Origin of the sequence: Pseudomonas sp. SCPG-7, assembly GCF_002156405.1 — a bacterium.
GTDB classification, from domain to species: Bacteria; Pseudomonadota; Gammaproteobacteria; order Pseudomonadales; family Pseudomonadaceae; genus Aquipseudomonas; species Aquipseudomonas parakoreensis.
In genome coordinates this window covers 723,291-743,147 of sequence record NZ_MVOO01000001.1, presented here as the reverse complement: position 1 = coordinate 743,147, position 19,857 = coordinate 723,291, and the positions used below count along the sequence as shown (strand labels likewise).

Here is a 19,857-nt window from a genome sequence, read left to right as displayed (position 1 = left end):
CAATAAAGGAACTCGTTATGGCACGCATCATTGGTGGCCTCGCTGTATCTCACACCCCGACCATCGGCTTTGCAGTCGATCACGATAAGCAGCATGAGGCCGCCTGGGCGCCGATCTTCCGTGGCTTTGAGCCGATCAAGGTGTGGCTGAAGGAGCAGCAACCGGATGTGCTGTTCTATATCTTCAATGACCACGTGACGTCGTTTTTCTTTGATCACTATGGTGCCTTTTCCCTCGGTGTCGATGATCGCTACGAAGTCGCCGATGAGGGCGGCAATCCACGTGAGTTACCGGGGATCGCTGGTCATGCGGCGCTGTCGCGGCACATCGGCGAGAGCCTGGTGGCGGATGAATTCGACATGAGTTTCTTCCGCGACAAACCGCTCGACCATGGCTTCTTCTCGCCGATGTCGGCGCTGTTGCCGTGCGAGCCGGACTGGCCGGTGGAGATCGTGCCGCTGCAGGTTGGCGTGTTGCAGTTCCCGGTGCCGAGTGCGCGGCGTTGCTACAAGTTGGGCCAGGCGCTGCGCCGGGCGATTGAAAGTTACCCCGAGGATCTGAAAGTGGCCATCGTCGCGACCGGCGGTGTTTCCCACCAGGTGCACGGCGAGCGCTGTGGTTTCAACAACCCGGAGTGGGACCAGCAGTTCATTGATCTGTTGGTCAATGATCCCGAGCGGCTGACCGAAATGACCCACGCCGAGTACGCCGCGCTGGGGGGCATGGAAGGTTCGGAAGTGATCACCTGGCTGATCATGCGCGGCGCGCTGTCGGCCACGGTGAAAAACCTGCACCAGGATTACTACCTGCCGTCGATGACCGGCATTGCCACACTGCTGCTGGAAAATCAGGATCGGCCCGTTCCCGTCGACGTCAACGCGCGGCACTTGCTGCACATGCAGCATCAGTTGGCGGGTATCGAGAGGCTCGCAGGCACCTATCCGTTCACCCTGGAACGCAGCGCCAAGGGCTATCGGTTGAACAAGTTTTTGCATCGCATGATCGAGCCGCACTGGCGTCAGTGTTTCCTCGACCAACCCGAAGCGCTGTTCGATCAAGCAGGGCTGAGCGATGAAGAGCGGGATCTGCTGCGACGCCGCGACTGGCGCGGATTGATTCACTACGGGGCGATTTTTTTCGTGCTGGAAAAACTCGCTGCCGTGGTCGGGGTGCCGAATCTGCAGATATACGCGGCAATGCGCGGACAAAGCCTCGAGGAATTCATGAAAACCCGTAATCAGCAGGTGCTCTATTCGGTAGCGGGCAAGGCCCCACACTAACGACACGGCGTCATCGGCGGCTCGCTCCGGGCCGCTTCGCAACACCCTTGAATGACTTCACTGCGCCCGGCTCATGCGGGCGTAGCGGACTGCTTCATCCCAAAAAAATGGATAACAATAACAATGAAAATCACCGCCAATACACGCGTAGTCTTCACGCTGTCCGCCGTTTGTGCTCTGCCTGTCGAGGCGAGCGCTGCAGGCTTTGTGGAAGACGCCAGGGCCAATCTCAACCTGCGCAACTTCTACATCAATCGCAACTTCACCAACCCGGCCAATGCGCAGGGCAAAGCCGAGGAATGGACGCAGAATTTCATTCTCGATTTCCGCTCTGGATTCACCCAAGGTGCAGTCGGATTTGGTGTGGATGTGCTGGGCCTGTATTCGCTGAAGCTTGACGGCGGGCAAGGCACGGGAGGCACGCAATTGCTGCCGCTGGACAGTGATGGCCGACCTGCCGATCAATTTGGGCGCCTGGCTGTCGCCGGGAAAATGAAAATCGGCAAGACCGAAATCAAGCTCGGCGAGTGGATGCCAGTGTTGCCGATATTGCGTTCCGACGACGGTCGCTCATTGCCACAAACCTTTCGTGGCGGTCAGGTCACTTCACAGGATATCGCCGGGTTGACCTTGTATGGCGGTCAGTTCCGGCAGAATAGTCCGCGCAACGATTCAAGCATGGAAGACATGTTCATGCAGGGCAAAACCGCGTTTACCTCTGACCGTTTCAACTTCGTCGGCGGCGAATACGCGTTCAACGAAAAGCGCACGATGATCGGCGTGTGGAATGCTCAGCTAAAGGACATCTATCAGCAACAGTATCTGCAACTGGTTCATAGCCAACCACTGGGTGACTGGACGCTGGGCGCCAATCTTGGCTACTTCTGGGGTCGCGAGGATGGCAGTGCCCGCGCAGGCGATCTGGACAACCGCACGTTCTCGGCATTGCTGTCGGCACGCTACGGCGGCAACACGTTTTACCTCGGTTTGCAAAAGCTCAGCGGCGATGATGCCTGGATGAGAGTCAACGGCACCAGCGGCGGAACCTTGGCCAACGACAGCTACAACAACAGCTACGACAATGCGCGGGAGAAATCCTGGCAACTACGCCATGACTACAATTTCGCCGTACTCGGCGTGCCCGGTCTGACCCTGATGAACCGTTACATCAGCGGCGACGACGTGCACAGCGGGGCCGTCACCGACGGTAAGGAATGGGGGCGCGAATCCGAGTTGGGCTACACACTGCAAAGCGGTGCGTTGAAGAACCTCAACCTGCGCTGGCGCAACTCGAGCATTCGCCGCGATTACAGCAGCAATGAGTTCGACGAGAATCGCTTGATCATCAGCTATCCGTTGAACCTGCTTTAAGCGCCTCAGCGGCCTGTGCCTGGATCACCTGGCGGATCATTTCCATCAACGCCTGCGCCACCGGTGAGTGCAGGCAGCCGCTGCGGTAGGTCAGGCCAATGGCTCTGGCGGTCTGTTTCAACTCCAGCGGCAAAATGCACAACTCGCCGCTAGTGATTTCCTGTTCCAGTTGATGCGCTGAAACGGCCGCGAGCATGTCCGAGCGTAACAACAGTCCGCGAATGATCGCCATGTCGGCGCTTTCCACCACCGGGGAAGGCGCCGGAATGCCGAAACCGGCGAAGCATTCCTCGAGCATCGTCCGCGCCGGTGAGCCAGCACGAGGCAATACCCAGCGCGCGTTGCCCAGATGATTCTGCAAATCGCCGTTGCCGCAGAGCGGATGATCACGCCGCGCAAGCACGACCATTTCTTCCGTCAGCAGTGACTCGCCGACCAGGTCGCTGGCATAGGTCGATGAACGCAGCGCACCCAAAATGAAATCCACATCGCCGGCACGCAACTCGGTCGCCAGCAGGTCGAAGGGACTTTCATTGGTGATCACTTGAATGCCGGGATGCTCTGCCATCAGGCGCACGATGGCCTCGGGCAGAATGCGCGTGCGGCCGAGGGGCAGGGCACCGACGTGCACAACACCGTGCAAGGCGCCGCGAAGGGCGGTGATATCGGTGTCGATATGGCGCAACTCGTTCAGCGCACGGCGGATTGCAAACAGGATGTCATGACTGGCGCGGGTCGGCTGCAAGCCGCGTGGCGTGCGCTCGAACAGCGATTGGCCGCAGCCGTTTTCCAGCACTTTCAGCGTCGAACTGACGGCCGGTTGGCTCAGGCCCAGCAGACTGGCCACGGTCTGCATATGGTGGGTTTCACAGAGTTTGATGAACACTTGCAGGCGTCGCGCCTGGAACAGATAAAGCGGTTCAATCGCGGCTTTTTCGCCTAGGCCGAGCAATGTAGGCACGCTCCCAAGCTCCGCCAGCACCCGTCGCGCTCGGGGCAGCAAACGCTCTCCGAAATTGGTCAGACGCATACCGTTGGCATGGCGCTCGAACAGCATTACGCCCAGCCGTTCTTCGAATTCGGAAATGGAGCGGGTGACCACCGATTGCGCCCGGTACAGCGCGACTGAAGCCTTGGAGACGCTGCCGTGATCAGCCACGCGGACGAAGGCGCGCACGTGCATCAGGCTCGGCAGTTCAAGGTTTTCCATGGACAAGGGCTCTGCGGGTCGGCGAATTCGACGACTATGCCGCCGATATTTTCGAGTGGCAATAAAAAAAACGCATACCTCGAACACTCGAACGCATTACTCCGTCGGCGGGGTGCGATGCGATGCTCTTTCGCAACGCTAAAGGAGAATCCGCAATGATCGATTCAACCAGAAACGCGCTGGTCGTCAGCGCCCACTCAGCCGATTTTGTCTGGCGTGCCGGTGGCGCCATCGCTCTGCATGCCCAGCAGGGTTACCACGTTCACATTGTCTGCCTGTCGTTCGGTGAGCGCGGCGAATCCGCCAAGCTGTGGCGCAAGGGCGAGATGAGCGAAGACAAGGTCAAAGCCGCACGTCGCGAAGAGGCTCAGGCCGCCGCCGATATTCTCGGGGCCAGTGTCGAGTTCTTCGATATCGGCGATTACCCGATGCGCGCCGACAAGGAAACCTTGTTCCGCCTTGCCGATGTGTTCCGCCGGGTGCAGCCGGAGTTCGTCCTCAGTCACTCGCTCAAGGACCCGTACAACTACGATCACCCGCTGGCCATGAACCTGACGCAGGAGGCGCGCATCATCGCCCAGGCCGAAGGCTATAAACCGGGTGAGAAAATCGTCGGCGCACCGCCGGTCTACAGTTTCGAGCCGCACCAGCCCGAGCAATGCGAATGGCGCCCCGATGTATTGCTCGACATCACGGAGGTCTGGGACAAGAAGTACGCGGCCATCCAGTGCATGGCCGGTCAGGAACATTTGTGGGAGTACTACACGCGCGTTGCCCTGCAGCGCGGTGTGCAAGCCAAACGTAATGTCGGGATCACCTCAACCCGCAACATCGTCTATGGCGAGGGTTATCAGAGTATTTTCCCGCGTGTCACGGAGAATCTGGGATGAGCGAACATATCGGCAAGACTGGCGTTGTCGTGCGCAATATTCAGCGGGCCGAAGCGGCGCTGGTCGATGAGTTGAATCGCTTCGGGGTGGCGACTATTCATGAAGCACAAGGCCGCAAAGGACTGTTCGCGGCTTCGATCAGACCAATTCAACAAGGCTCGGTAATCAGTGGTTCAGCCATCACGGTACTCGTCGCTCCGGGCGACAACTGGATGTTCCATGTGGCCGTCGAACAATGCCGGCCCGGTGATATTCTGGTGGTTGCGCCGAGTTCACCTTGCACAGACGGCTACTTCGGCGACCTTTTGGCCACCTCGCTCAAGGCTCACGGCGTTCGGGCGCTGGTAATTGATGCGGGCGTGCGCGACACCCACACCCTGCGCGAAATGGGCTTCCCGGTCTGGTCCCGCGCCATCAGCCCCCAAGGCACAATCAAAGAAACCCTGGGCTCGGTCAACCTGCCGCTGGTGTGCGGCGGGCAACTGGTGCACCCGGGTGATGTGGTGGTTGCGGATGACGATGGTGTTGTGATCGTGCGACGTACCGAGGTGCAGCAAGTCGTCGAAGCCAGTCGCGCCCGGGCCGACCTGGAGGAACAGAAGGCCTTGCGCTTGGCCAAGGGCGAACTGGGTCTGGACATCTACAACATGCGCGCGCGCTTGGCGGAAAAGGGTTTGCGTTACGTCGACAATCTTGAAGAGCTGGGAGACTGAGCATGGCGCAGACCCGCATTCCCTGTCTGTTGATGCGCGGCGGTACGTCGAAAGGCGCTTACTTTCTGGCCGACGATTTACCGCAAGAGCCTGCGCTGCGAGACCGCGTGTTGCTGGCGGTGATGGGCTCGCCGGATGCGCGGCAGATCGACGGCATTGGCGGTGGTGATTCACTGACCAGCAAAGTGGCGATCATCAGACCGTCAAGCCGCGCGGGTGCAGATGTCGATTACCTTTTCGCCCAGGTGCTGGTGGATGAGCCGCGCATCGATTACGGTCAGAACTGCGGAAACATCCTCGCCGGTGTCGGCCCGTTCGCCATCGAGCGCGGGTTGGTGGCGGCGATAGCCGACGTCACCCCAGTGCGGATCTACATGGAAAACACCGGACAGATCGCCATCGCCCATGTACCAACCTCTGATGGTGAGGTGCGCTATGACGGCGACGCGCGTATCGACGGCGTGCCAGGACAGGCCGCACCATTGATTGTCGAATTCAAGGATATCGCTGGCGCCAGTTGCGGCGCCCTGTTGCCGACCGGCAGCGCCCGGGACGTGATCGACGGCGTTGAAGTGACCTGCATCGATAACGGCATGCCCGTAGTGCTGATCAACGCGCAAGAGCTTGGTTGCAGTGGCTATGAGAGTCCTGCGCAACTCGACGTCAATGCTTCACTGAAACAGCGTCTGGAGTCCATTCGACTGCAAGCGGGGCGACGTATGAACCTGGGAGATGTGAGCCAGCGCAACGTGCCGAAGATGTGCTTGATTGCACCACCGCAAATAGGTGGGGCCATCAGCACACGCAGTTTCATTCCCCATCGATGCCACACCAGCATTGGTGTGTTTGGCGCCGTCAGTGTAGCTGCTGCCAGCCTAATTGAAGGCAGTGTTGCGGAGGGCATGGCAGTTGTGGAGGAAGGTGATATGAAGCGCTTGTCGATCGAACACCCGACGGGCGAGTTTACTGTTGAAGTAGGGTTAAAGGATGGGAAAATAGCGGACTGCGGGTTGATGCGCACCGCCAGACTTTTAATCAGCGGCATCGTATTCGTTCCGTCAGGTCTATGGCGTGATATGCCAATCGGTTAAATTCGACCCTCCAATTAAGATCAACCGAGCGATCCTGTAGACACGGTTGTTAGTTTTGGTTGCGGAAACCGAACAAATCATGCGGAAAGGATTTACGAAATCCGCGATTACAATCGCTTACCTCACAAACGACAAAGCCCTGAATAATCATGGCTTTGTCGTATCAAATACGGATGAGGCGGTGGGATTCGAACTCATGGACTTGTTACAGTTGACTGTTTCAATTCCATGACTATAACAAGTAGTTTCAATGGGTTATGGCCCAAAGTATTCCGCTTTGATCGTGTGCAAATGTCACTCGGTACGGCCGCTAACGGGCCAGAGTGTGTAAATAATGTCAGATTGGGTTTTCAGGACATCGAAAATGCTCTAGAAAAAATCGTAGAGACAGGAATTTTCGAGTCTGGCGACATCGTGGATCAGTATGCTCTGGAAGCAGCTCTAACTTAGCTCTGGATTATTTCCGCGCTCATTGCCTGTGCCGACTGAACGGCATCGCTAGACTGCCATCTACGGCGACTGACTCATGTCGACCCAAAGCTGTCATCACTGCTTACGACAATCGGTTTAGAACAGACATCGAGACTAGTAGAGTAGAGCCTACACTCTATTGCTACTGATCAAAACAGTTCGTGCGATGGTGGTTGCGAGCAGTAGCGTATGCCTTTTCCGAGAAGGGGCTGTCGAACCTTAGGTTGGGGGCATCCTTTTCAAACCATCCAAAGCATGCCCTCAGATGTGCCCCCAATGTAGCAATTCTCTGTAAGTGGATGGATCTCCATGGTCTATGAAAAGGCAGAAATGATCAGCCAAACAGCCTGCCCGGCGACGCCTAGAGACTCTCAGGGTCGCCAAAAAACATCTGAATCCGCGACCGCAACCAGCGCTCCCCTGGATCGTTGTCCTGCGATCCACGCCAGGCCATGTGCAGCTCAAACGTGCGCGTCGGCAACGGTGGATCTTCTGCGCGCACACCGCCCGCCGCCGTCAGCGCATCCGCCGTGTAATCCGGCACCGTCGCGACGATGTCGGTTCCGGCCAGCAACGTGCTCAAGCCGTTGAACTGCGGCACGGCCAGCACCACGTGGCGCTTGCGCCCGAGTTTCTCCAGCTCTTCATCAATGAAGCCACTGAGGTCGCCGGCGAACGACACCAGCGCATGGGGGCGGGCGCAGTAGTCGTCGAGGCTCAGTGGGCCGGGCACCGTGTCGGCGCGCAGCAGTTTCGGCTGGCTGCGCCGCAAGACCTTGCGCTTGGCATTGGCCGGCAGGTCGGTGGTGTAGCTGACACCGATGGAAATTTCGCCGGAGGCCAGCAGGCTTGGCATCAATATGTAGTTGACCCGGCGCACGACGAGGACAATCCCCGGTGCTTCGGCGCGCAGGCGCTTGAGCAGCATCGGCAGCAGGGCGAACTCGACGTCATCGGACAGGCCGATACGAAATACCGAGGTGCTGGTGGCCGGATCGAATTCCGCCGCGCGGCTGACAGCGGTGGAAATCGAGTCGAGTGCCGGCGAGAGCAGGGCGAAGATTTCCACGGCGCGTGCGGACGGTTCCATGCTGCGTCCGGTGCGCACGAACAACGGGTCATCGAACAGGCTGCGCAGGCGCGAGAGCGCCGCACTGATCGCCGGCTGGCCGAGAAACAGCTTCTCGGCGGCGCGGGTCACGCTGCGTTCGTGCATCAGGGTTTCGAACACGATCAACAGGTTCAGGTCGACACGACGCAGGTCATTACGATTCATCTGGAGTCCTGGCAGAGTCATCAAGCTTGACGAGAGCGACCATATGAGAACAATGGCCGGCATGAATATTACGGGGAAAGGCTGGTACTCTGCACCGCTAAATTCAGCTTTACCGAGCCGGTTGCGGCATTTTTTCATCGATTTTGCCAATGCCGTTCATACTGCGGAATCAATGACAGGCATGTCGACTATTAATAGCCACTGATAGTCTTGGGTCAAAAGCCCAGATAGAGTTCAGGGCATTAGAGGTTACTTTGACGAGGTTTGCGATGTCCCGCACGATCCGTTTTCACAAGTTTGGTCCGGCCGAGGTGCTCAAATGCGAAGAGCATGCGGCCGCTCAGCCAGGTCCTGGCGAAGTGCAGGTGCGTGTCGAAGCGATCGGCATCAGCTGGTATGACATTCTCTGGCGTCAGAACCTGGCCTCGTCCCAGGCACGCTTGCCGTCCGGTCTCGGCCATGAAATGGCCGGCGTGGTCACCGCGATCGGTGACGGTGTCGACGACCTGTCGGTTGGCGACAAGGTGGCCAGTTTTCCCGCCGAAAGCCCGAACGACTACCCGGTGTACGGCGAGCAGATTGTTTTGCCGCGCACCGCGCTGACTCGCTATCCGGATGTGCTCAGCCCGATCGAAGCCAGCGTGCATTACACGCCGCTGTTGATCGCCTATTTCGCCTATGCCGATCTGGCGCGGGTCAAACCCGGGCAGTTTGCCCTGGTCACTGACGCCAGCCATTGCGCCGGTCCGTCCTTTGTCCAGTTGGGCAAAGCCATGGGGGTGAGGGTGATTGCCGCGACGAAAACCGCAGATGAGCGTGAATACCTGCTGTCGCTGGGTGCCGAGAAAGTCATCGTCACCGAGGAAGAAGATCTGTTGATGCGAATCAACAAAATCACCGACAACCGTGGTGTCGATGTGGTCTTTGACGGTCTTGGCGGCCCGCAGATGTCGTTGCTCGGTGATGTGCTTGCGCCGCGTGGCAGCCTCGTTTTGTATGGCCTGCAAGGCGGTAATCAGACACCATTTCCGGCCTGTGCGGCCTTTCAGAAGAACATCCAGTTCTTTGTGCACTGCATCGGCAATTTCACCGGCAAACCCGAGCTCGGTATCACTCAGGACCACGTCGCCTTGCAGCGGGCCCTGCGTGACATCAACCAGCTCACCGCCGACCGCGTATTGCTGCCGCTCAAGACTCGGGTCTTCCCGTTCAACGAGTTCGTTGAAGCGCATCGTTACATGGACGAATGCCCATGCCGCGAGCGGGTCGCCCTGCAGGTCGAACCCGCGTAACTCCCCCTCCGATCAGAGTCCGTGGCCCCACGGACTCCAGCGTGTTGCTCCCTTGCCATCACAACAGTTGCCGGATTCAGTGCCTGGCTGCCTGTGCATCTGAACCGGTTTTTGCTCGCGATCTGTATCTTTTAATCGCCCTCTAAGCCCTGATAATTGAATGATTACTTTCATCTCAAGGAATGAGCCATGTCTGTGCATTCTGTTTTCTATTCCGTGTTGAATAATTCATCTCGCGAGCGATATGCCGGTTTCTGTTTAATCGGTGTAGGGTCTTTCCTATTATCGTTCTGCTTTTCTTGTACTCAATGTCCGTGGGACGCTGTAAGAAGTTTCCTCAGATGTTTTTCTGCCAGGGAAAACCCAGCGCTGGCAGGGGTTTACGTCACTTAGGGTGGCGTTATTGTCGACTTCTCAGGTGCAAGTGTTTCAAATAACTTCAAAATCATAAGTGTTAGTATTTGATCGTCTATTACTTATTGATGAATTATTGCGCCAGTGTCTTCACTGATGTGCGATACGAATTTTTTACGCCGGGTAAAGTACTGATGAGCACGATCCATGATCAGGCAATGAACTATGTCTACCAGCAAGTACTGCAACGCTTGCTGAGTTTCTTTTCCAGAGCCGAACGGACTGCGCTGCAGTTGCTGATCCAGCGGCTGATGGTCGCCGCTGGCGGAGCGGAACGCATGGGGGACTACAAGGTTCTGGTGACATCGTCCGGTACTCGTGACAGCTGCTACACCCTGGCGTTGTTGCGCGCCGCTCAGCTGAGTATCGCCGGCCGCGCACCCGCCACCTTCCAGTTGCGTGTCGCCGTCCTGCGCAGCGGCAGCATGGGCGGTGCCGCACTCGACAATCTGCACCGCAGCTTTGCTGCACTGTTTCTTTATGATGACCCCCGGGTCGAAATGCTGATGGTGGATCATCGTCAAGTACTGCCGTTCAATCACCAGAAGTCACCCGACAATGACAGTGCGGATGCCAATCGCATTAATCTTCTGATGATGGGGCATCGCCGGGCAAGGGACGAGCCACTTGAATTGTGGGACGACGTTTGCCTGGCGCGGGCCGAGTTTTGCGGCCAGATTGCCCGCTGGAACAATGGTGTTGACGCCTGGGTTGCCAGTGAGTCGCCGCGGCGCCAGAAGCAATTCATCAATGATCTCGCGCGAGCGGTGCAGAAAGCCGGCCTGGAGGCTCTGCCATCCAATGCAGTCTCATTCGACGACTTGTTCGCGGTTCTCGACGGCCTGGGAGGGGATCTGTATCGCGGTCTTTACGCCGAATCCCAGTTATTGCGCTGGCGTCCCGAGGACGGATTCGAGTCTTGCCGTCGCACTACATTCGTCGATATTCACGACATGGCGGTGGGCAAACTGGAGGAGCGCTGGCCTTTGCTTAGCGAGTTTCTCGGGTTTCAGGCGGAGGAGTGGGTATTTCACCAGGGCGAAGGTGAATACGCCGATCCTTTGATTGAGGCTCATCTTCGCGGCCTTGAGGCCGAGTTCATTGACGGAAGCGGTTATGAATGCGGTTTTGCGGAACATGTTCAGCGCACGCTGGTAAGAATGCAGCAAATGCAAGTGCCGGATCCGGTTTGTGAGCAGATGATCGCGAGGCTAGGGTTACAGCAGACTGAGGAGTTGCGTGAAGAGGCGGCAACAGCTCTGCACCAGACCTACGGTCTTAACGAAGCGCAATGGGTGTGTTTGCTGTTCACGCCGTTCATCGAACGGGGGGCCGGGCTTGAGCGGTTTCTGCGCAGTTGTCATCCCGGCATGTTGGTGGCATTGCCCGATTTGCACCGGGCCATGCAAGGGTTGCACGGCCCCGAGCAAGTGTTGCAATGGATGACGGATGTCAGCGGGCTGCCGATCAGGCTGATCGGGCATCTCTACGCCATGGAGCCACTGCCGGCCCGTGGTGCTGCCCGGTCGGCAGGAGGCGCGGCGGAGGATGCTGGTAATGCCGACACCGGCGTGGGTGGCCGGTCAGCGGAGCGTTGAGGTGAGTGATTCATCCTTCAGAGCGACTGTCGTCCCGGTATCGGGCTCATGAAAGGGGTACGAGAGCCCGGTTTCGCTTATCAGGCCGTTTATCGTTACTTGATGCGATTGATGGCGGAGACGGCCGGTAATGACAGCACCAGGCTACCGTCGCTGCGTCAGCTGGCAGAGCGTCTGAATGTGTCGATTTCGACCATTCAATATGCTTATTCGTTGCTGGAGAAAGAAGGGCGGGTCTATTCAGTTGCCAAGTCCGGTTATTACGCCCGGGCGTTAGCGGATCTGTCGTCTCCAGCCGTTGGCAATGATCTGCTTGAAACCCTCTACGTCAATGCGCGGCGCCCGGGAATGCGGCTGTTGAGCGCCGAAGACCCGGTCTCCGTGCAATCGCTGGACAGCCCGTTGCTATTGCTCGAACGCGAACTCCTGCGGCAGTACCCCCGGCAACCAACGCCGCTTGATCAGCCTTGCGGTGAATTTGAATTACGCACGGTCGTGGCAGCCCGCTATACCACTTCACCGCAGCAGTGCTGGCACGCCGAGGATGTCTACATCGGTGCGGATCTGCGCGGGGTGCTGGAAATTCTGGTTGCCGTTCTACAGCTCAAACACGCAACGGTTCTGGTTGAATCGCCCTGCGACTGGGTCATACTGCGGCTGCTGCAGGCAGCAGAGGTACGCGTAATCGAGTTGCCCCTGCAGGCCTGCGGCGGTCTGGAACCGCAACGCCTGGAAGCGCTGCTCAACACTGAACATGTCAGGTTGGTGGTGCTTTCTTCGGGGTTGAGTATGCCGCGTGGCACACAGGTTCCTGCAGGCAATCGCAGCCGCATCGCCGGGCTGCTTGTCAAACACGGCGCCTGGGTTCTGGAAAACGATTGTTATGGTGAGCTTGGCGAAGTCATGGACGGCGATTGCCTGCGTGACTTGCTGGATCCAGATCGACTGCTGGTCTTCTCCACGTTCGAAAAATTCATCGGAATCGAAGCACCTTACGGGTTCGTGTTGTCGCGCCAATGGAAGAGCGAATTACTGCGACATTTTCTGATGCGTTCGTTCCGACTGTCGCCCATCCGCCAGAAGGCTATCGCTCGACTGTATGGAAACGGTCGGATCGATCAGCATCTGCATGTCCTTCGCCGGCTGCTCAGGGAGCGTCGAACGCCCATGATCCATTTGCTGCGCGAACGCTTGGGCGATGCACTGCAGGTCGTTGAGCCGCAAGGCGGCGCGACTGTCTGGGTGCGGGCAAGGCGTCCGGTGGACATGCGCGACGTGTTTCAGCGCCTGCTCAGACAACAGATTCTGATCGCGCCGGGGGCGCTGTTCAGTTTGCAGGGTTTGCACCGTCGGCATCTGCGTCTGAACCTACTGGATCAGGGGGAAACCGGCTTGAGCGGAGCGATTGCAATGCTGGGGGATGCATTGCGACTGGCTGCTGTGGAATGAACGTTGGAAAGCGTCGGATAGATCCCGTCGCGCTGCGGTCAAACTGCCAGTAAACTGCGCTGTATTTCCTGAACCACTCTATTTCAGAGGTTTTGCATGACTATCAGTCCTTTTGCGGGCAAACCGGCACCGGCAGAATTGTTGGTCGATATCCCGCGACTGGTAACGGCTTATTACACCGGCCAACCGGATGCTTCTATTTCCACCCAGCGTGTGGCGTTTGGTACTTCCGGGCATCGGGGCAGCTCCTTTGACCTGAGCTTCAATGAGTGGCACGTTCTGGCGATCAGCCAGGCCATCTGCCTGTATCGCGAAGCACAGGGCATTGATGGCCCGTTGTTTGTCGGTATCGACACTCACGCACTGTCGACCCCGGCAGGAGCCAGTGCGCTGGAAGTGCTGGCGGCCAACGGCGTGACCGTGATGATCGCCGAAGGCGACGAATACACGCCGACGCCGGCGGTTTCGCATGCGATTCTCTGCTACAACCGTGGCCGCACCTCGGGTCTGGCCGATGGCATCGTGATTACGCCGTCGCACAACCCGCCACAAAGCGGTGGCTACAAATACAACCCTACCAATGGCGGCCCGGCCGACACCCATATCACCAAGTGGATCGAAGCCAAGGCCAACGAACTGCTGGCCAACAAGCTGGCGGGTGTCAAACGCATCAGCTACGAGCAGGCGCTCAAGGCGAGCACCACGCACCGCCATGACTACCTCAACACCTACGTCGCCGACCTGATCAACGTGATCGACTTCGATGCCATTCGTGGCGCCAAGTTGCGCCTGGGTGTCGATCCGCTGGGTGGAGCAGGGGTGCGTTACTGGTCGGCGATTGCCGAGCATTATCGTCTTGATCTGGACGTTGTTAACAAACAGGTCGATTCGACGTTCCGTTTCATGACAGTCGATTGGGACGGTCAGATTCGCATGGACCCATCGTCCAGCCATGCGATGCAAGGATTGATCGGCCTCAAGGAACGTTACGACGTGGCCTTCGCCTGCGACCCGGATCACGATCGTCACGGCATCGTCACCCCGTCGGGTGGTCTGCTGGCACCGAACAACTATCTGGCGGTATCCATCGATTACCTGTTCCAGAACCGCCCGCAATGGCGCGCCGACGCTGCCGTGGGTAAAACCGTGGTCAGCAGTGGCCTGATTGATCGTGTGGCCAAGCGCCTGGGTCGGCGCTTGTATGAAGTCCCGGTCGGTTTCAAATGGTTTGCCGATGGCCTGTTCGACGGCTCATTGGGTTTTGGTGGCGAGGAGAGTGCCGGCGCTTCGTTCCTGCGCAAGGATGGCGGCGTCTGGAGTACCGACAAGGACGGCCTGATTCCAGCTCTGCTGGCGGCTGAAATGACCGCGCGTACCGGTCGTGACCCAAGCCAGGCCTATCGCGCCCTGACCGATGAGCTGGGCGAACCGTTCTCGGTGCGCGTCGATGCCAAGGCCAACCCTGAGCAGAAAGCCCTGCTGAGCAAACTGTCGCCAGAGCAAGTGACGTCGACCGAACTGGCGGGCGAGAAGATTCAGAGCATTCTCAGCCATGCGCCGGGCAACGATCAGGCCATCGGCGGTTTGAAGGTGATGACCGAAAACGGTTGGTTCGCCGCGCGTCCTTCGGGCACCGAAGACATCTACAAGATCTACGCTGAAAGCTTCATTGGCGACGACCACCTAAAGCAGCTGGTGGCTGAAGCGCAAACCTTGGTGGATGGTGCTATTTCCACGAAATAGTAGTAATCACCAAAGAAACTGTGGCGAGCGAGCTCGCTCCCGCTCCGCTGCAAAGCGGTCGCAAAACAGGGACGCTTCGCGCCCCAGCGGGAGCAAGCTCCCTCGCCACAAGGTTGGCAGCCGTTAAATCCTGTGTAAAAAGGGTGATCCAATTGGTCACCCTTTTTCATACCCGCAATCTAAGCCAGATCCACCAAAACGATTTCGCTGTCTTCGAGTGCCGTCACCGTCAGTACCGCCTCCTGCTCGACGGCAACGCCATCTCGAGCTTGCGCACGCAAGCCATTGACTTCAATCAGGCCGGTGGCGGGCACCAGATACGCACGGCGTCCTGCATCCAGTTGATACTCAGCGGTTTCTCCCGCCTTGAGATTGGCTGCAACCAATCGCGCATCGGCGCGAATGCGCAAGCTCTGATCATCGCCATCCTTGCCGCTGGCCAGGGTGACAAAGCCTTCGCGCTGACCTTTGGGGAACGGTTTGGCACCCCACGATGGCGGCGCCCCGATTTCCGTCGGCAGAATCCAGATCTGAAAGATTCGGGTCTCCTTGTCTTCCAGGTTGTATTCGCTGTGTGCGATGCCGGTACCGGCGCTCATGACCTGCACGTCGCCGGCTTCAGTGCGTCCCTTATTACCAAGGTTGTCCTGGTGAGTAATCGCACCTTCACGCACATAGGTGATGATTTCCATGTCGCGGTGCGGGTGTAACGGGAACCCGGTGCCGGCGGCGATCACGTCGTCATTCCACACCCGCAGATTGCCCCAGTTCATGCGTTGCGGGTCGTAGTATTCGGCGAACGAAAAGTGGTGATGGGCATCCAGCCAGCCGTGATGAGCGCCGCCCAGCGTGTTGAAAGGTCTGAGTTCAAGCATGATCGTCTCCTCAAAAGGTCCGTCATGGGGCGCAACGCCAGAGCCACGAAGCGAGACCGTCGGTTAATGACGGGCATCATCCATCAGTCAATCATCGAGAAAAAGCGTAAAAAGTGCGGCATTCTCATCGAATCCGTTGATGAGAAGCGGGTTCGAAACGATCTCACCCCACTTTCACTTCATCGCCTAAACCAATGAGCTGTAAGCATTTCGCTAGAACTCAGGGGCAAATAAAGACACCATAGCCGCAACAGCCTCACACACTGGAGCCCCTCAGCGTGGCGCAACACACTCCCGATCTGCCTCCCGAACTCCGTCCACTGGCCGAGATGCCATGGTTCAAGCGTCTCGCCGCGCGTTTCTTCGGCCACGGCCTGACACGCTTGCGCGCTCAACACCGTGCGTCGTGGCTACACGGCCAGGCGGACGGTTTTCGCAGCGGACACACCGCTGGCGTGGAGTACGGCATCAAGGAGGGGAAACTCGAAGGCCTGGAAGAAGGCCGGCAGGTGCTGTTGATTCGTGACAGTCGCAGCACCGAGCATCGTCCGCCGAGCGTCGATAATCATCTGTTCGACGACTGGCGTCTGCCACTCAGCGCCGACCTGAAGAAGCGCATGAAAGCCGATGTGGCGCGCCTGCTGCCCGCGCATGCCCAGCCAAGCCTCGCTCAATGGAAGATGATTTTCAGTGACACTCCCTCGACCTCGGTGATCGCCGGGGCCGGGGCAGGCAAGTCGACCACGTTGGTGCTGCGCATCCTGTTGCTCACGCATTATCTGGGGTTTGAGCTGGATTCGATGACCGTGGTGACCTTCACTCGTGAGTCGCGCAAGGACTTCATCAATAAGCTGATCGAGATGTTCGCGCTCTGGGGCCAGCCATTGAGCCTGCAACAGGCGCGGGAACTGGTGCGCACCTTTCACTCACGCATTTTGCCGATGGTACGCAGTCTGCCGGGGTTCGAACGCTTGCAGGCTTTTGAAAATCTAAGCAATCGGCCACAAGGCACTGACGAGGAGGTCGACAGCAACCCGTTCGATCTGCGAATCAATGATGCCCAGCGCCAGCAGCTCAACGCGTGCTACCACCGGTTATTCAATCAAGACGAACGTTTCAGCCAGTTGATTCAACCACTGGCCAAAGCAGCATTGCAGCTCAAGGAGCTTGAGCGCGATCACCCGGACGTGCAAAAGCGCATGGCGGTGACCGAACTGGCGGCCAAACGCGACGAAGAACTGTGCGATGCCATCGAAGACCTGTGGTTTCGCGCCGGTGCCTGGCCGATCAAGGGCATTGAGCCCAGCCGGCAGACGTTCGAGATCAACGGTTCGACCTTTCACTGCCACGGCTACATTCCCAGCCTCGATGCCTGGGTGGTGCTCGGCTTCGATCCCCGGGAAAACCCGCAAATCTGCCGCCCCAACGCCAAGCTCAGCCTGCGCGCTGAATGGGCCGTGAAACGCACCCTGTTTCAAGCTTTCTGTCGTAAGCCATTGATTTGGTTGGATAGCTACGAAGCATCGAAGCGGGTGTTGGCGACATTGGCCGGCGACGCGAGCGCCGGTCCGGGCTTCGATTACAAGGTCAAAGGTGAACTGGTTTCGGCGCCGTTACTGGACTGTTTTGTTGCGGCGGCCGGCTTTATCGAAAACCTTGGGCTGGACGTGCCGGATGCCGTCGGCCGCATGAGTTTTGCCAAAGACGACCCCGACCGATTCTTCTTTGAGGCGCTGAGCCTGTTCTGGCGTGCCCTCGAAGATCACTTGCTCGATCAGAAGCCGCCGGTGATGACCTACAACCGAATGTTTGCGCTGTTCAGCGAGCACTCGCCGGAGAACCTGAAGCTGCTGAGTGATGAGCTGCTGCGGCCTATGTCGCACTTGATGATCGACGAGTTTCAGGACGTATCGCCGCAAATCGTCTCGTGGATCCGCGCCAGCCTCGCGGAAATCCGCAGTCGCGGCCCGGCCATGCATGTCGGGCGGGGTGCGCAGCGTTCTTCGTTGCTGTGTGTCGGCGACGATTGGCAGTCGATCTACGGCTGGCGTGGCAGTTCGCCGAGTTACTTCATGGAGTTCAACAAGGAATTTCCGTCGCCGTGCACTACTCGGGTGATGCTCAGTGACAACTATCGCAGCCATCAGCACATCATCGATGCTGCCGAACACATCGTCCGCGCCGCGCCGGCAATCCCCGGCAAGAAGGCCAAGGCCAGCGGTGCTCCCAAGGCAATGCAGCCAGTCAATGTCCTGGAGCGCGATGACCAGGCCATGGGGCAGCGCTTGGCCGAACATTACAATCGTGGCGATTCGATCTTGATGCTCTATCGAAAAAGCAGTGATAAGTCATTGATTGAGCAGCATATTCAGTCGGTAGTTAATGTCGATTCGAGCTTGCCGTACGAAGCGCGACGGCTGAAACAGCTGACTTACCACAGCGCCAAGGGGCTGCAGGCGGATGCGGTGTTCCTGCTCGGTGACTGCCAGCACCTGACCAGTTCGCCCTACAAGAACCAGGTGTATCGGATGGCTGGACTGGGTAAGGCTGGCGACAGCGAGCCTTATGATACGGCGCAAAATGACGAGATTCTGCGGCTGGCCTACGTTGGTATCACCCGGGCGGTCAGCCATTGCTACTGGTACGTCGAGCCGCAGGAAACTCAGGCCGTGAACATGCCAAGGGCGTCCGATCGGGTTGCTCAAGGCAAGGCGTTCTTCGCTGATCACCGGAAACAGCCGCAAAACGCGTAGCACGCAAGCACAAAAAAGCCCGCCTGAATTAGCGGGCTTTTTTATATAAAACAATAGTTTATGCGTAACTCTTGAGAGACTCCGGAGGAATGAAAGCCTCCAGTTCGTCTTCCACAGCCTCAATGATGCGCTCGACATCGGCCGCGTTCATCACCGTCGCACAAGGAATACCGGCGATGGCGATCATGGTTTCACCGCTGGCACGATCAAACAGACGGGCAATCATGCTGCCCGGCGCATCCATCGTCGCTTCGAAACCCATGGGATGAAAGTGCCAACGCATCAGTTGGCACGCATTGGGAAACGTGACTTTACTGGAGCCTTTATTCATGTGTTGCCCGCCTTCTTCATCGAGCGCTTCCTTTTGCTCACGTTAGGTGGGAAGAGCCTTCATTGGCTCAACCGGTCAGTGACGTTAAAAGTAGCACCCGCATGTGAATTTTCCGTGAGATTTTTCAGTTCATTTTGCGATTGCTGCGCGTTTTTTGATGTAAGTCACGCCTTGAACAGTCATCGCCAAAAGGCCACTACGGTTTGCTCGTTGATCGTTTGGATGAAGTTGGGCAAGCTCGGTTCTTTTGCTCAGAGCCCTTTATGCATGTCGACGACGACGGCCCAGAACAGACCCCGGCCACGGCCGCTACGGTCATGCGCTATCACTTGAGCTGGAAACATCGCGACCTGGACAGCGTCATGGCGTTGTACCACCCGGACGTTCAGTACAACGATTTCTTTCAGAACCGGGTGCTCGGTTTTGATGAGTTACGTGAGTACGTGCGTGTCAGCATGCCGCGAGAATCCGACGAAGCGCTGGAGCATTGCGACCGGATCCGCGTGGATGGCAACACTGCCTACATTCAGTACGAAGTGACCTTGCGCGGTGGCGACGGACTGGTGTCGTTCCGTTCCAGTGAAGCGATCACGGTGAAGGACGGCCTGATCTGGCGGGTCAACGAATACGCCTCGCTGGTTCGCACGCCAACCAGTGGCACCGTCGCTCCCAGCCAGCGTCCGGCGGTGAGTCGACTGGGCCTGTCACCGCGCCAGATCAGTTTCATGGCCGAAGACCTGCAGCAATATTTTGAACGGCAACAGCCTTACCTCGATCCCGAGCTGGATCTGCAACGGGTGGCGAAGGAGTGCGGGTACAGCCGCAATCAGATTTCCTACCTGCTCAATCAGGTGCTGGGGCAGAGCTTCTATCGATACGTCAACCAGGCGCGCCTGCAGCATTTGCTCAAGTCACTGGATCACGCCACGCCACCGCTGCGTATCGATGAGCTGGCATTTGCCGCCGGTTTCAACTCGCTGTCGGCGTTCTACAGTTGCTTTCGCCAGCACACCGGCCAGTCGCCGAAGGCCTACGCCAAACAAATTTCTTTGCGGGCACGCGCGCAAGACAGTGATTGAAGTCACGCACTAGGATCGACG

The 19,857-nt window shown here is 58.1% G+C and carries 15 protein-coding genes; 11 read left to right on the top strand and 4 right to left on the bottom strand.

Annotated features, from left to right (window positions below):
* The first annotated feature begins 17 nt into the window (after positions 1-17).
* A complete protein-coding gene (locus B1722_RS03345) occupies positions 18-1,280 on the top strand; it encodes a gallate dioxygenase (RefSeq protein ID WP_086791351.1) in 1,263 nt (420 codons plus the stop codon).
* Positions 1,281-1,403: 123 nt separating this feature from the next.
* A complete protein-coding gene (locus B1722_RS03340; protein ID WP_041064230.1) occupies positions 1,404-2,651 on the top strand; it encodes an OprD family porin in 1,248 nt (415 codons plus the stop codon).
* Here B1722_RS03340 and B1722_RS03335 read toward each other — a convergent pair.
* The gene (locus tag B1722_RS03335) at positions 2,626-3,861 is read right to left on the bottom strand and encodes a LysR family transcriptional regulator (RefSeq protein ID WP_041064227.1); all 1,236 of its coding nucleotides are present in this window, start codon (positions 3,859-3,861) and stop codon (positions 2,626-2,628) included. The two genes, B1722_RS03340 and B1722_RS03335, sit on opposite strands and share 26 nt — an antisense overlap.
* 155 nt (positions 3,862-4,016) lie before the next feature.
* Between B1722_RS03335 and galB the strand changes: the two genes are divergently transcribed.
* The 3 genes from galB to B1722_RS03320 are packed head-to-tail and all read left to right on the top strand — an operon-like array spanning position 4,017 to position 6,555.
* Complete coding sequence (gene galB, locus B1722_RS03330; RefSeq protein WP_086791349.1) at positions 4,017-4,751, top strand: 4-oxalmesaconate hydratase; 735 nt, start codon at positions 4,017-4,019, stop codon at positions 4,749-4,751.
* Positions 4,748-5,464: a 4-carboxy-4-hydroxy-2-oxoadipate aldolase/oxaloacetate decarboxylase gene (locus B1722_RS03325; protein WP_041064221.1), complete on the top strand. Its 717-nt coding sequence runs from the start codon at positions 4,748-4,750 to the stop codon at positions 5,462-5,464. Before galB ends, B1722_RS03325 begins: the two co-directional genes overlap by 4 nt.
* Positions 5,465-5,466: 2 nt before the next feature.
* Positions 5,467-6,555, top strand: a complete 1,089-nt coding sequence (locus B1722_RS03320) for a 4-oxalomesaconate tautomerase (RefSeq protein ID WP_041064218.1) — start codon at positions 5,467-5,469, stop codon at positions 6,553-6,555.
* An 832-nt stretch (positions 6,556-7,387) separates the two neighbouring features.
* On the opposite strand, the gene B1722_RS03315 is transcribed toward B1722_RS03320, so the two are convergent.
* The gene (locus tag B1722_RS03315) at positions 7,388-8,302 is read right to left on the bottom strand and encodes a LysR family transcriptional regulator (protein ID WP_041064215.1); all 915 of its coding nucleotides are present in this window, start codon (positions 8,300-8,302) and stop codon (positions 7,388-7,390) included.
* Positions 8,303-8,571: 269 nt separating this feature from the next.
* On the opposite strand from B1722_RS03315, the gene B1722_RS03310 reads away from it, so the two are divergent.
* The 4 genes from B1722_RS03310 to pgm all read left to right on the top strand — a co-directional run bounded on the left by B1722_RS03310 (position 8,572) and on the right by pgm (position 14,798).
* Positions 8,572-9,594, top strand: coding sequence for a zinc-dependent alcohol dehydrogenase family protein (locus B1722_RS03310; RefSeq protein WP_041064212.1), 1,023 nt, complete (start codon positions 8,572-8,574; stop codon positions 9,592-9,594).
* Positions 9,595-10,142: 548 nt separating this feature from the next.
* Positions 10,143-11,606 carry a hypothetical protein gene (locus B1722_RS03305; RefSeq protein WP_086791541.1) on the top strand — a complete coding sequence of 488 codons (1,464 nt, stop codon included), beginning with the start codon at positions 10,143-10,145 and terminating at the stop codon, positions 11,604-11,606.
* Positions 11,607-11,654: 48 nt separating this feature from the next.
* On the top strand, positions 11,655-13,055 hold the full coding sequence (locus tag B1722_RS03300) for a GntR family transcriptional regulator (protein WP_086791347.1): 1,401 nt from the start codon (positions 11,655-11,657) through the stop codon (positions 13,053-13,055).
* Between the two features lie 96 nt (positions 13,056-13,151).
* A complete protein-coding gene (pgm, locus tag B1722_RS03295) occupies positions 13,152-14,798 on the top strand; it encodes a phosphoglucomutase (alpha-D-glucose-1,6-bisphosphate-dependent) (RefSeq protein WP_047294570.1) in 1,647 nt (548 codons plus the stop codon).
* A gap of 179 nt (positions 14,799-14,977) precedes the next feature.
* Here pgm and B1722_RS03290 read toward each other — a convergent pair whose 3' ends face one another.
* Positions 14,978-15,673, bottom strand: a complete 696-nt coding sequence (locus B1722_RS03290) for a pirin family protein (RefSeq protein WP_086791345.1) — start codon at positions 15,671-15,673, stop codon at positions 14,978-14,980.
* Between the two features lie 278 nt (positions 15,674-15,951).
* Here B1722_RS03290 and B1722_RS03285 point away from each other — a divergent pair, with 278 nt between their 5' ends.
* Positions 15,952-18,426, top strand: coding sequence for a UvrD-helicase domain-containing protein (locus B1722_RS03285; protein ID WP_086791342.1), 2,475 nt, complete (start codon positions 15,952-15,954; stop codon positions 18,424-18,426).
* A gap of 58 nt (positions 18,427-18,484) precedes the next feature.
* Here B1722_RS03285 and B1722_RS03280 read toward each other — a convergent pair whose 3' ends face one another.
* A complete protein-coding gene (locus tag B1722_RS03280) occupies positions 18,485-18,757 on the bottom strand; it encodes a DUF1652 domain-containing protein (RefSeq protein ID WP_025109621.1) in 273 nt (90 codons plus the stop codon).
* Positions 18,758-19,020: 263 nt separating this feature from the next.
* On the opposite strand from B1722_RS03280, the gene B1722_RS03275 reads away from it, so the two are divergent.
* Positions 19,021-19,836: a nuclear transport factor 2 family protein gene (locus B1722_RS03275; RefSeq protein ID WP_086791340.1), complete on the top strand. Its 816-nt coding sequence runs from the start codon at positions 19,021-19,023 to the stop codon at positions 19,834-19,836.
* Positions 19,837-19,857: the final 21 nt, after the last annotated feature.

Coding starts and splice junctions, on each gene's coding strand:
- B1722_RS03345 (WP_086791351.1), top strand. CDS start 18: ATGGCACGCATCATTGGTGGCCTCGCTGTATCTCACACCCCGACCATC.
- B1722_RS03340 (WP_041064230.1), top strand. CDS start 1,404: ATGAAAATCACCGCCAATACACGCGTAGTCTTCACGCTGTCCGCCGTT.
- B1722_RS03335 (WP_041064227.1), bottom strand. CDS start 3,861: ATGGAAAACCTTGAACTGCCGAGCCTGATGCACGTGCGCGCCTTCGTC.
- galB (WP_086791349.1), top strand. CDS start 4,017: ATGATCGATTCAACCAGAAACGCGCTGGTCGTCAGCGCCCACTCAGCC.
- B1722_RS03325 (WP_041064221.1), top strand. CDS start 4,748: ATGAGCGAACATATCGGCAAGACTGGCGTTGTCGTGCGCAATATTCAG.
- B1722_RS03320 (WP_041064218.1), top strand. CDS start 5,467: ATGGCGCAGACCCGCATTCCCTGTCTGTTGATGCGCGGCGGTACGTCG.
- B1722_RS03315 (WP_041064215.1), bottom strand. CDS start 8,302: ATGAATCGTAATGACCTGCGTCGTGTCGACCTGAACCTGTTGATCGTG.
- B1722_RS03310 (WP_041064212.1), top strand. CDS start 8,572: ATGTCCCGCACGATCCGTTTTCACAAGTTTGGTCCGGCCGAGGTGCTC.
- B1722_RS03305 (WP_086791541.1), top strand. CDS start 10,143: ATGAGCACGATCCATGATCAGGCAATGAACTATGTCTACCAGCAAGTA.
- B1722_RS03300 (WP_086791347.1), top strand. CDS start 11,655: ATGAAAGGGGTACGAGAGCCCGGTTTCGCTTATCAGGCCGTTTATCGT.
- pgm (WP_047294570.1), top strand. CDS start 13,152: ATGACTATCAGTCCTTTTGCGGGCAAACCGGCACCGGCAGAATTGTTG.
- B1722_RS03290 (WP_086791345.1), bottom strand. CDS start 15,673: ATGCTTGAACTCAGACCTTTCAACACGCTGGGCGGCGCTCATCACGGC.
- B1722_RS03280 (WP_025109621.1), bottom strand. CDS start 18,757: ATGAATAAAGGCTCCAGTAAAGTCACGTTTCCCAATGCGTGCCAACTG.
- B1722_RS03275 (WP_086791340.1), top strand. CDS start 19,021: ATGCATGTCGACGACGACGGCCCAGAACAGACCCCGGCCACGGCCGCT.